11 protein-coding genes are annotated in these 12,278 nt (G+C 42.9%); 5 read left to right on the top strand and 6 right to left on the bottom strand.

The features are described from left to right. Positions 1-173 precede the first annotated feature (173 nt). Positions 174-2,495, top strand: a complete 2,322-nt coding sequence (locus OIZ54_RS18010; RefSeq protein ID WP_054983335.1) for a Tex family protein — start codon at positions 174-176, stop codon at positions 2,493-2,495. 83 nt (positions 2,496-2,578) lie between these two features. Here the strand turns inward: OIZ54_RS18010 and OIZ54_RS18005 are convergent, their stop codons facing one another. The 3 genes from OIZ54_RS18005 to bioH all read right to left on the bottom strand — a co-directional run bounded on the left by OIZ54_RS18005 (position 2,579) and on the right by bioH (position 4,580). Beyond that, entirely contained in the window at positions 2,579-3,439 is an 861-nt protein-coding gene (locus tag OIZ54_RS18005) for a putative metalloprotease CJM1_0395 family protein (protein WP_054983334.1), read from the bottom strand. A gap of 5 nt (positions 3,440-3,444) precedes the next feature. Further along, entirely contained in the window at positions 3,445-3,753 is a 309-nt protein-coding gene (locus tag OIZ54_RS18000) for a hypothetical protein (protein ID WP_004588240.1), read from the bottom strand. Positions 3,754-3,842: 89 nt separating this feature from the next. Beyond that, complete coding sequence (bioH, locus tag OIZ54_RS17995) at positions 3,843-4,580, bottom strand: pimeloyl-ACP methyl ester esterase BioH (protein ID WP_264390989.1); 738 nt, start codon at positions 4,578-4,580, stop codon at positions 3,843-3,845. Between the two features lie 73 nt (positions 4,581-4,653). Here bioH and OIZ54_RS17990 point away from each other — a divergent pair, with 73 nt between their 5' ends. Continuing rightward, positions 4,654-5,331, top strand: a complete 678-nt coding sequence (locus OIZ54_RS17990) for a ComF family protein (RefSeq protein WP_264390988.1) — start codon at positions 4,654-4,656, stop codon at positions 5,329-5,331. An 8-nt stretch (positions 5,332-5,339) separates the two neighbouring features. Here OIZ54_RS17990 and OIZ54_RS17985 read toward each other — a convergent pair whose 3' ends face one another. Next, a complete protein-coding gene (locus OIZ54_RS17985) occupies positions 5,340-7,895 on the bottom strand; it encodes a M14 metallopeptidase family protein (protein WP_264391007.1) in 2,556 nt (851 codons plus the stop codon). Positions 7,896-8,041: 146 nt separating this feature from the next. Between OIZ54_RS17985 and nfuA the strand changes: the two genes are divergently transcribed. Both nfuA and OIZ54_RS17975 read left to right on the top strand, forming a co-directional pair. Continuing rightward, the gene (nfuA, locus tag OIZ54_RS17980) at positions 8,042-8,617 is read left to right on the top strand and encodes a Fe-S biogenesis protein NfuA (RefSeq protein ID WP_096042447.1); all 576 of its coding nucleotides are present in this window, start codon (positions 8,042-8,044) and stop codon (positions 8,615-8,617) included. A 6-nt stretch (positions 8,618-8,623) separates the two neighbouring features. Further along, a complete protein-coding gene (locus OIZ54_RS17975; protein WP_029774191.1) occupies positions 8,624-8,893 on the top strand; it encodes a hypothetical protein in 270 nt (89 codons plus the stop codon). Positions 8,894-8,902: 9 nt separating this feature from the next. On the opposite strand, the gene OIZ54_RS17970 is transcribed toward OIZ54_RS17975, so the two are convergent. After that, on the bottom strand, positions 8,903-10,174 hold the full coding sequence (locus OIZ54_RS17970; protein WP_264390986.1) for an MATE family efflux transporter: 1,272 nt from the start codon (positions 10,172-10,174) through the stop codon (positions 8,903-8,905). A 42-nt stretch (positions 10,175-10,216) separates the two neighbouring features. Between OIZ54_RS17970 and OIZ54_RS17965 the strand changes: the two genes are divergently transcribed. Further along, entirely contained in the window at positions 10,217-11,242 is a 1,026-nt protein-coding gene (locus OIZ54_RS17965; RefSeq protein ID WP_264390984.1) for a polysaccharide deacetylase family protein, read from the top strand. A gap of 3 nt (positions 11,243-11,245) precedes the next feature. Here OIZ54_RS17965 and OIZ54_RS17960 read toward each other — a convergent pair whose 3' ends face one another. After that, the gene (locus OIZ54_RS17960) at positions 11,246-12,277 is read right to left on the bottom strand and encodes a protein-glutamate methylesterase/protein-glutamine glutaminase (protein ID WP_055255281.1); all 1,032 of its coding nucleotides are present in this window, start codon (positions 12,275-12,277) and stop codon (positions 11,246-11,248) included. Between the last annotated feature and the right edge of the window lies 1 nt (position 12,278).

The following is a 12,278-nucleotide window of genomic DNA, read 5'->3' as shown; positions in this document are numbered from 1 at the left end:
CATCTTAAAGCAAGCAAAATTGCTTGCTTTAAGAGCTTTTTATTACAACCTGCTGTGATATTATTCAACTAATAAATACCTGCCAAACTCATTAAATAGCAACTTTAATAAGCTGGGTATAACAGTACCAGAGGGATTTTCTGGTTTTATTTTTTGTATTAAAAGGTTTATGCATGAGCGATATCTCTGCACGTTTAGCCACTGAGCTAAATGCACAACAGCAACAAGTTGTTGCTGCTACAAAATTACTTGATGAAGGCGCAACGGTTCCTTTTATTGCGCGTTACCGTAAAGAAATTACCGGTGGATTAGACGACACGCAATTACGCCTTTTAGAGCAACGTTTGTCGTACTTGCGCGAGCTGGAAGAGCGCCGCAGCTTTATTTTATCAACCATCGAATCACAAAATAAATTAACGCCAGCACTTAGTGCCGATATAACAAGCGCACAAAGTAAAACTGAGCTTGAAGATTTATACCTTCCTTATAAAGCTAAGCGTCGTACCAAAGGGCAAATAGCCATTGAAGCAGGCCTTGAGCCACTTGCCGATGCGCTATTTAACGACGCAAACTTAGAGCCAGAGCAACAAGCGCAGCAGTTTATAAATGCCGACAAAGGTATTGCTGATACCAAAGCAGCCCTGGATGGCGCTAAATTTATTTTAATGGAACGCTTTGCAGAAGATGCCAAGTTATTAGCTAAATTTAGAAGCCACATTAGCCAACACGGCGCTATACAAAGCACACTTATTGACGGCCAAGAGCAAGCCGGTAGCAAATACCGCGACTACTTTGACCATCAAGAACCTCTTAAAAAGGTCCCTTCTCACCGCGCACTTGCTATGTTGCGCGCGCGTAACGAAGGTATTTTGCAGCTGAGTATTAACCCAGAGCCAAGCAGCGAAAATGCAGCCCAGCTATGCGCGCAAATGATTGCTGATCACTACCGTTTAGATGTGAAATATAAAGCAGCTAGCGCATGGCTATTAAGTGTTGTGCAATGGGCATGGAAAATAAAGCTTGGCCTACACCTAGAAAATGAATTTTTAGCAGCCATGCGAGAAAAAGCCGAAACCGGCGCTATAGATGTATTTGCTAAAAACTTAAAAGACTTACTTATGGCCGCCCCTGCTGGGCCGCGTACCACGCTTGGTCTAGATCCTGGTTTGCGAACTGGCTGTAAAATTGCCGTAGTTGATGGCACAGGTAAGTTGCTTACAACCCAAACTATTTTCCCCCACGCACCACAAAATCACTGGGAAAAATCGTTACGTACATTAGAGCAACTATGTCGCCAGCATAAAGTAGAACTTATTGCGATTGGTAACGGAACCGCATCACGCGAGTCTGACAAGCTAGTAGGCGAACTTATTAAGGCCAATGCTGAGCTTAAATTAAACAAAATTATGGTAAGCGAAGCCGGCGCGTCTGTTTACTCTGCGTCTGAATTTGCAGCGAATGAATTTCCTAACTTAGATGTGTCTTTGCGTGGCGCGGTCTCTATTGCGCGTCGCCTGCAGGACCCACTTGCCGAGCTTGTTAAAATTGAGCCAAAATCAATTGGTGTAGGCCAATACCAACACGATGTCTCGCAAAGCCAATTAGGCCAAACACTGACCGCAGTGGTAGAAGACTGTGTAAACTCTGTGGGTGTTGATTTAAATATGGCCTCGGTGCCGCTTCTTACTCGCGTATCGGGGTTAAATAAAACCTTAGCGCAAAATATAGTAAATTACCGCGACACTAACGGCACGTTTACTAAGCGTAGCGAACTTAAAAAAGTTGAGCGTTTAGGACCAAAGGCGTTTGAACAAGCAGCAGGCTTTTTGCGTATTAATCAGGGTAAAGACCCACTTGATAACTCATCAGTTCACCCCGAGGCTTACCCTGTTGTTAAACTTATTTGTGAGCGTAACAACCTTGATGTAAATAGCTTAATAGGCAATAGCGAGTTTTTAAATAAGCTGGTTGCTAATGACTACACCGACGAGAAGTTTGGTTTACCTACCGTAACCGACATCATTAAAGAGCTAGATAAGCCTGGGCGCGATCCTCGTCCTGAGTTTAAAACTGCTGAATTTAAAGCCGGTGTAGAAAAAATCACAGACCTAAAACCCGGTATGATTTTAGAAGGTGTGGTTTCTAACGTTGCTAACTTTGGTGCGTTTGTTGATGTAGGTGTTCACCAAGATGGCCTAGTGCATATTTCGGCAATTACTAATAAGTTTATCTCTGATCCGCGCGAAGTAGTAAAAGCCGGTGACATTGTAAAAGTAAAAGTGGTTGAGGTAGATGCCCCACGTAAACGCATTAGCTTTACTATGCGCTTAGATGATGAAATAGACACAAGCAATAAACCCGCTGCCGCGCCGCAAAAGCAACGCAGTAATCAGGGCCAGCAACCGCGTGCAGCAAAACCAAAGCGCGATAACGGTAACGCCATGATGGGTAATGCCTTTGCCGATGCATTTGCTAATGCAAAAGTAAAAAAATAATACCCTTTTGCTTCATTAAGTGATGTCTCCTCAAACTAAAAAGCCGCTCATTGAGCGGCTTTTTTAATAATGCTTAGCTGGTGTTAACCAAACGCAGAAAAACCACTCTCGTTTTGGGGTGAGCTAGTCATTTGATAAAAATTAGCAATACGACCAGCTCGTGCGTCTACTTCTGGGTCGCGTGATTGCTCGGTATTAGTATCGCTTTGAGACTCAGCGGTACTGGTTTCGTTTATTGATAACGCACTTTGTGGCTCTTGTGCTTGCGCTTCATCGTCAGCAGGGGCTGATAATTCAGCTTGCGCTGCGGCCATTTTTTGGGTTGCATCAGCGGCAATGGCTCTATCGGCACTAGAAGGTTCAGCAGGGGCAAGTGCGGCTGCACGTACCGTTTGCATTTTATCTATAGTGGCTTGCGGATCGCCGGGGATTTCAGATACATCAATTTGTACCTCACCGCCAACAGCGTAATTAGTGCCATCTGGTCCACGTTGGTATTCATAACTTGGTGAGCCTGCATACTGCCCACCCACCGATGCATGAGCTTGTTCGTGCACACGCACTTCAGTATCGCGCGCTTTAAGCTCTTCAATTTGCTGTTGTTCTAATTCTAGCTGTTGCTGATCTTGCTCTTCTTCGGGGGTATCTTCGCTTGCTTGTTGGTTTTGTTGCTGTTCGCTATCTGAATCTTCGCTGCCTTGCTGGCGCTGCTCAACAGCTTGCTCATCACTGAGTTTACCGGTTGCATCATAGGTGGCGGCTTCTGCACTGCTTGGCAGTTTTGCTTTATCAGCATCGCTTTGCGCTTTGGTTTCGGTATTACTGGCGCTATTGGGTGCAGGGGCAGGAATAACTTCGCGCAGTTGGTTGTCACGCCGAGCGGTTTCCGTATAAACATTGGCGGTGTTTATATTGATAGACGGAAATGGCGTGACAATATTCATAACGTTTAAACTTTAATATCGATTAGCGTACCAAGCACTTCATCTGCAGTTTGAATAGATTGCGTGTTTGCCTTGGCATTAAACTCTTCAACTTTTAAATTAACAAGCGCTTCGTCAACCCGAGCTGGTTGTGCAACAGGCGCTGTTACAGCCTCTTCAGGTCGCGCAGCTGTTAACTGGCGCTGTTGGGCTAGTTGCGTATCGTCTTGCTCTTCAATGGTGGCACGGTTTATCTCTGCGCTTGCTCGTTCTATACCTTGGCTTGCACGATTAAACCCTTCTACACCACTATTAAATACTGAACCAATAGCCATGCTGTACCTCCAAAAAATAAATATTGTTTAATTATCGCTCACTTCATGGGCAAAATAAAGCTTTAAACAGTACCTTTCTTTAGGCTATTTTAAAGCATTGATTTAACGGCAGATAAAAACTCTTTTTTATGAGAAATAAACGGTGCATGGGAGGCTTTGTCTAGTACTTCGTATTCAAACTCAGTATTTAGTGCTGCCATTTTATTAATTGCTTTGTAAGGTACCAGCGCATCTAAACGGCCAAATATCGCTTTTACAGGCACTGGGCAATGCGAAAATACGTTGCGTAAATCATCATTTTGTAAAATATTTAAACCCGCACTTAATGCCTCACTTTTAGGGGCGCTGTACTGATTTAGCAAGTGCTTTAGCTGCTTTATATCATCGCGTGCCGACTCACTACCCATGGCCTGAATAGCTAAAAAGCGCTCTATGGTTTTTTCTCGGTGATTAACTAATTGCTCTTTAAATTGCTCAAGCACGCTGGTTTTTATTCCGGGCCAATCATCTGCCTCGGCAAAAAAAGGGCTTGAGGCAACTAAAATTACTTTTGCTACTTTATTTGGCCAATGTTTAGCAATATAAAGTGCAAACAATCCTCCTAGCGACCAGCCCATTACAATAGAGCCAGGGCTAAGTTGCTCGCTTACGATTTCAGCTGCATCGTGTAAATTATAAGGGCTTGGGCAGCTATTGCTGTTGCCAAAGCCAGGCAGGTCAACACTGCGCACCGAGCCACTGTATAAAAACGTCAACTCTGGCTGCACTAATTGCCATACGCCTTGGTTCATGCCCCAACCATGTAATAAAACTAACTCGCTTTGCATATTTGCCTAACCTTAACCAAACTTAGCCACATCATAACGCTTACATTGACGAAAGCAACGCAAGGAGCAGCCAATGCAACACTCATTTTTTAATTGGTTATTTCCCTCTTATTGCGTGCAATGTCAGGGAGTTATTAGTGCTCAAGAGGGATTATGCGACTATTGCTTAACGGATTTAAGCGTGTTTGATTTAAATAAACACAGTAATTTATTGCACCGCCCGGATATTGTAGAAATGTTTCCGCATTGCGAATTTGATAAGCTCTTTGCCTGTGCTTTTTATCAGCCCCCTTTTGAGCATTGGCTTAAACGGCTCAAATTTAATAATCAAATTCACTATAAAAAAGCACTGCAACAAGTAATTAAACGCCAGCTAACGGTGTTTTTTGAAAATTTAACTACCCAGCCCGACATAGCTATTATTTTACCTTTGCACCGAGGGCGCTTTTTAACGCGCGGGTTTAATCAGGTAAGCCAAGTGTGGCAACCGTGTTTGGCAAAACATATTTGTATAAGTAATGCGCTAATACGCAATAAAGCCACGCAAGCACAGTCACAATTATCTAGATCCAAGCGGATTAAAAATGTAAAAAATGCCTTTGTATGTACACAAGATATGAGCGGTAAAACGGTGGTTATTGTAGATGATGTAATGACCACAGGCGCCACGCTCAACGCGGCTACCCGGGTATTAAAGCAAGCGGGCGCTAAACAAGTCTGGGCTTTTGCTACGTGTTTAACGCCACTTTAAAGGTGTAGTTAATCACCTCTTACTCTAAATGTGTGGCCAAAAAATAAAGCATTACTGAGTAATCGGCTTGTGCCGTACCAGTATCCTCTAAATACAGGGTTATCTGTCATCGCAATAACACTGCCACGCCCGTATGAGTGGGCCATCATGGCTGCTGCACCGGCAATTTGCTGCTCATTTACGCCATCGGTAAACCCTGCTAATAGTGGTTTTTGCGGGTAAGTGAGTATGTTTACAAACGGGGCGGATGATTTTTCTAATAACCAGGTACTATTTTTAAATACAGGCAGCGTTTCACGATTAAGCGAAAACGTTAGTGGATGCGTGGTGTCTACATCGGTATTAAAAATAGCGCCGGCTATACGTTGTCGCCCAGCTAAATGATCTTTATCTGCGTAATTTAGCCCTTGAGTATTAAAAGCGCTGGCTACATCTTGCCTAGATAAATAATTAGCCTTAAGTAATTGCTGATCAGCTAAAAATTTAGCGCCGCCTTTGTGGCCCCAAATTACGCCGCCTTTTCTTACCCAGCTTTTAATGGCAACTTTATCACTATCGGGTAAGCCCGAATAATTACCATTAGCTAGTACAATGTGGCTGTAATTATTTAAATTTAGGCTACCTAAACGCTCCATTTCTACTATGGTCGGAGAAATACCGACAAAGCGGTCAAGGTAATACCATACTTCACCCGCTTCGTATTGGCTTACGCCTTTACCGCCCACAAGCAGTACTTTTGGCTCGTTTAATACCGCCATAGTGCGCGACCCTAAATCGGCGCCTTTCCCTGTAAGGCCAGTGGTAATAGGCTTTATCGCAATACCAAATTGCGTTTGAGCATCGTTTAAAATAGCCACCCAATCAGGGTTTGTTTGCAGCCCTGCGGGGACAATAATGCTGCCAGGTGCAAAGTCTATTTCGGTGGTGCTGCTTTTAGCTGTTAAGGCGCTTAACGCGACACGCGCTTTAATGCCTTGCTTTAGCAAGCTATTTAACATTTTAGGCGCTAAGTAATCGTCCCAGGCAAAGCCAAATGCATAACTTTGCTTTAACGCAGCAAATGATGGTTTAACTGCTTTTTGCCACGCAGTGCTGGCTACTTCTAAGCCCCAACTACTTTTTACTTGTGCAAACTCTAAATTAAAAGCATGGGCGAGTGTCCAACCCGACACATCATAAAATGTGTTATCGGCAAAACTTTTTTGCTCACTAAAAATAGCTTTTACTAAACGAAACTGTGGCTGAGCTAACGGCACAAAATAACTCTGGGTGCTAAAGTTTTTGCCATTGGCTTTTAGTGCCTTTGTAAGTGGATAGGCGTTAATTTGATGCTGCTTTAACAGGTTTAAAAATAGTTTAATCCGGGTGTTGTCTTTAGCGCCCTCAACCACATAGCCTTCAAAACTTTCATCATGTGCTAAATCAACTGCTTGGTTATAAAATTTTGCCTGATAGGTTAATAGCGCCTCACGGTTATCTACCGCTGCTTTAAAGGTTGATAGGCTTGTTAATAACTGATTTTTAATAGTAAAAGGAAACGTAAGCGTACCATTTATGGTTTCTTGTACATGCCCACGTGAGCTGGCTTGCTCAAATAAAATACCTATACCGCCGTTTACATCGGGGTAGGTTGAACCCTTGCCGTAATAAAAGTCGTCAAAGCTTTCTTCGGTAAAATAAAGGGTATTATTTTTATCTAAAGTTTTAGCATGGTAATTGGCTATGGCTTTAGTAAGCGTTACGTTTTCATCTGGGGTAATTGGGTGCTTGCGACTGGCAATGCCAGGTTGAAAAAAGTAGCTGCTGTTTGGCCCCATTTCATGAAAGTCGGTAAGAATATTTGGCTTCCATTGATGAAACTTAGCAATGCGTGCACGCGACTCTGGGTGTTGTAGTAATAACCAATCGCGGTTTAAATCAAACCAATAGTGATTTGTACGGCTACTTGGCCAGCTTTCTACGTGTTCACGCGTTTTAGGGTCGCTTGATAAGTTCATCCCCCGATTACTATTAGCCCAATTAGCAAAGCGAGCCAAGCCATCGGGGTTAAGTGAAGGGTCGAGCAAAATAACGGTATTATTTAATAGTTTTTCTATTTCTGGGCCTTGCGCTGCAGCAAGGTAATACGCAACCAATAAAGCGGCATTGCTGCCTGATGACTCATTGCCATGCACACTGTACCCCATCCAAACTACAGCAGGCTCATTTTGTGTGTTTTTAGCTTGCTCACTGTTTGTTAAACGGGCTAAGTGCGCTTGGCGAATTTGCTCTAAGTTAGCTAGTTTTTCAGCGCTGCTAATACTTAGCATCACAAGCGGACGTTGCTCGTGTGTGCGCCCTATTACTTCAAAATTTATACGATTACTTTTTTGCGCTAGAATTTCCATGTAACGCACCAGTTGGTCGTGCCTTACATGCCACTCACCTACTTCGTAACCAAGTACGTCTTGTGGGGTGGGTATTGTTTTATCAAACTCTACATCTTGTTCAAAATAATACGAAAGTGGTTTTGCCATACTTGAAAAGCTAAGCATTGCCACCATTATAGTTACTATCCAGCGCATATAAATCACTCTAAAAATGTTTGTTATTTGCACGCTAGCATTGCTTAAAATAGATGCCAACTTTTTACGCTCAACACTAGCCGCAACACGATGAGCGGAGTATGATATGCAGTATCCGAGTAATTTAGTCAAGTATAGACGGTTTTATGATTTCTATTTCCGAAACAGCACAAGCGCATTTTGCTAAACTTTTAGCAGATCAAGCACAACAAACTAATATTCGTGTGTTTGTTGTAAACCCTGGTACATCACAAGCGGAATGTGGTGTTTCTTATTGCCCAGAAGACGCCGTAGAAGACAGCGATATTCGTCTTAACTTTAATGGTTTTGATGCCGTAGTAGACACAGAAAGCGCTCCTTTTTTAGAAGAAGCTGAAATTGATTTTGTTACCGACAAAATGGGCACTCAGTTAACTTTAAAAGCGCCTAATGCAAAGGCACGTAAACTAGGCGATAACGCATCGCTAAATGAGCGTGTTCAACACATGCTAGAAACCGAAGTAAACCCACAGCTAGCTAACCACGGTGGCCAAGTAAGCCTAGTTGAAGTAACCGCTGAAGGTATTGCAGTACTTCAATTTGGTGGTGGTTGTAATGGCTGTTCTATGATCGATGTAACGCTTAAAGAAGGCATCGAGAAAGAAATGATTGCAAAGTTTGATGAAATCACCGGTGTTGCCGACATTACCGAGCACCAAGCGGGCGATCACTCTTATTACTAAGCAATAATGTTAAAGCCGCTTATTTATCGCTTAGGGAGTAACCCTAAGTTGAGTTTAACGCGCTTTTTTCGCGGCTTAGCACTGTTTGTGCTAGCCGTGATATTTATTGCCCTTGGCTACTACACCCACTTTAGCTTACAAATTATAGGTGTGGTTATTTTAATCCCGGCATTATTTTTTGCTGCATGGGGTTATAGCGGTATTTTTGCCAATCGTTTCTCGCAAGTTTTAAAAGATATGGGGCCAAAAGATCACGACCCCGACCTATGGAAATGACACGCTCGCTTAATCTAGCAGCTGATTAGTTGCTTTTAACTGCAAATACTTAATAATTAACGTAACGCCGCGCATAAGCATAAAGCAACTCATAGCCAGCCATAACGCATTATTTTGCCACTCTATAAACACCCAAAACACCCCGAAAAAGCCAACAGCAGCTGAAAGAATCATACTGTTACGCATATTTTTTGCCCGTGTAAGCCCTACAAATACGCCATCAAACAAAAAGCAGCTCATTGCTAACATAGGCAATACTATTACCCACGGTAAGTAATTTGTCGCAGCTTCTATCACCGCGGGTACATTGGTTAAAAGCTTAATAATAGCGCTGCCAAATACAGCAAAAAATACGCTGTATAACACGCCAAAAAGCATACCCCAAAACACACTTATTTTTACCCACAATCTAATGTTATTAACGCTTCGCTGGCCTTTAGCTTGACCAACTTTGGCTTCGCTTGCATAGGCTATTCCATCAAGTGCAAAGCTTACTAACATTAAAAAATTAAGTAACACGGCATTTGCTGCAAGCGTTGTTTCGCCTATGCGGGCGCCATAAAAGGTCATAAAGCTAAAGCATAATTGCAAAATTAAAGAGCGAATAAATATATCTCTATTTAAACTAAGTAGCTCTGCCATTTTGCTAACACTGAGCCAGTTGGGCACGCTTAGCTCCACGCCTTGCTTTTTAGCGAGCTTAATCACTAGTAGCAACGCAAAAGCCAACGCGCTGTAATCTGCAATTAACGACGCCCACGCTGCTCCCGCTACTGCCCAGTCTAAATACACCACAAAATATATATCGAGCACTATGTTGGTAATATTGGTCACTAACAGCAAGTAAAATGGCCCTCGCCCATAATGTACGCCAAGCATCCAGCCAAGCAGCACTAAATTACAAAGTGCGGCAGGGGCACTAAATATACGAATACTAAAATACTGATATGCTTGAGCAAGAACCTCGCTATTTGCGCCTGATAAAAATGCAATGGCTTGTTTTATGAAGGGCGATAAGGCAATAAGCGCTAACGCCACACACACGGCGAGTAATAAGCTGCGTTTTAAAAGCGCTGCCAACTGTGTTAAGTTATTTTGCCCGTATGCTTGGGCCACTAACCCTGTGGTGCTCATACGTAAAAAACCGGCGAGCCAAAATAAAATAGAAATAACAGCTGAGCCAAGTGCGATGCCCGCTAAGTAATGTGCGCTACCTAAGTGGCCAATAACAGCGGTATCAACAATTCCTAACAGTGGGACAGTAATATTTGATAATATCATTGGACCCGCTAGCAACAGCAAGCTTTTATGGTGTGCCTTATTATGTTTAAGAAATTGTTTCATTTAGTTTTAATTACTCTCATTTGTTTATCAGTACGTGCTCATGCGGCGGTTATTTTACAGTATCACCATGTAAGCGAAACCCTTCCGGCTGTGACCAGTGTAAGCGCAAATACGTTTACCAAGCATTTGAGCTACTTAAAAGAGCATAATTTTAATGTTATTGCACTAAATGAGCTAATAAGCGCTATACAACAAGGCAAAACCTTACCTGAGAAAACAGTCGCTATCACCTTTGACGATGGTTACAACAATAACTACGAACAAGCAGCGCCTATTTTAGAAAAATTTGGTTACCCCTATACTATTTTTGTAAACCCTACCCTTATTGATGAAGGTAAAGGCTACGTAATGGGGTGGGATAAATTAAAAGAGCTCGCAGGCAAAGGGGCGTTAATTGCCAATCACACTACCCAGCATGACTACCTGCATATTAAGCTAAAAGATGAGAGCGATGCACAGTGGCAAGCACGTATAAAACAAGATATTTTGCATTCTCAACAGCGTATTAAAGAAGAAATAGGCCACGATTATAAATACCTAGCGTACCCGTATGGTGAGTTTAATAACAAACTACAAGCGCTTGTAGAAGAGCTTGGCTTTATTGGCATTGGTCAGCACTCAGGCGCTGTAAATAAAAACGCTAACTTTACCCGCTTACCGCGTTTTCCAGCCTCTGGCTTTTACAGTAAATTAGATACGTTAATTACAAAATTAAACTCTCGGGCGTTTAGTATTAAAACCCTAGATTACCAAGACAGTGTAACCTCACAAAACCCACCAACGCTCAGCATTGAATTTGAAATGGGTGATTTTCATAAAAGTCAGTTTGCGTGTTATGTATCAAGTGTTGGGCAGGCTAAATTAACTTGGATAAACGACACAACTGTAAAAATTGACTCGCCAAAGGCGCTAAATAAAGGCCGTTCACGCTTTAATTGTACCGCCCCTTCTATTGAGCACCCTGGTAGTTACTATTGGTTTTCGCAGCCGTGGGTTATTCAGTAGCAATTACACCTTTATAGCCTGATGCAATAAGCGCTGGGTTACTTTATCAAGTGCAACAATTTCGTGGGCGGCACCTAAATCAACCGCCGCTTTGGGCATTCCCCACACCACAGAAGAAAACTCATCCTGTGCAATGGTGTAACCACCCGCTTGTTTAATGCTAAGCAAGCCCTTTGCTCCATCGCTCCCCATACCGGTTAGTAGCGCTGCCACAATGTTTTTTGCACCGCACTCAAGTAACGAGTTAAATAATACATCTACCGCCGGTTTATGGCGGTTAACAGGCTCAGAATCATCAAGCTCGCAATATAAACTTGCCCCTCTTTTTTTTATGCTTAAGTGTAAACCACCTGGGGCTATATAAGCCCATCCCGCAGTGAGCTTGTCGCCGTGCTGCGCTTCTTTTACGTTAATTGCACAGGTGCGGTCCATACGCTGGGCAAACGAGGTACTAAATACCGGAGGAATATGCTGGGTAATCACAATCGCAGGGCAATTGGTCGGCATTTTTATAAGCACTTCTTTTATTGCTTCTGTGCCCCCTGTTGAAGCCCCTATCGCTATTACCTTGTTTAATAAAAATTGTGCATTGCTAGGTAAAGGCTCGCTCACTGTGCTTACCTTTTTAAAACTTCTTACCCTTGCACCTGCTGCCACGCGCACTTTTTGCTGCACAACATATGCATATTGACTCATTTGCTGCTTAACATTCACGGTCGGCTTGGCAATAAAATCCACGGCACCAAGCTCAAGCGCTTCTAAGGTGATAGGCGAGCCTTGCTGGGTTAGTGTAGAAATCATCACAACGGGCATAGGTCTTAAGCGCATTAGGTTTCTTAAAAAGCTAATGCCGTCCATTTTTGGCATTTCTACATCGAGGGTAAGCACATCTGGATTGAGCAATTTAATCATTTCTCGTGCTTGATAAGGGTCTTCAGCACAGCCAACAACCTCGATATCGCTAGCCTGAGATAATATTTCGCTCAGCAAACGCCTTATCAGTGGTGAATCATCTATTATCAGAACTTTAACCATT

It is taken from the genome of Pseudoalteromonas sp. A3 (genome assembly GCF_025942345.1).
GTDB classification, from domain to species: domain Bacteria; phylum Pseudomonadota; class Gammaproteobacteria; order Enterobacterales; family Alteromonadaceae; genus Pseudoalteromonas; species Pseudoalteromonas atlantica.
Note: the sequence above shows the minus strand (reverse complement) of the source record. Positions and strands in the feature narration are given on the sequence as shown.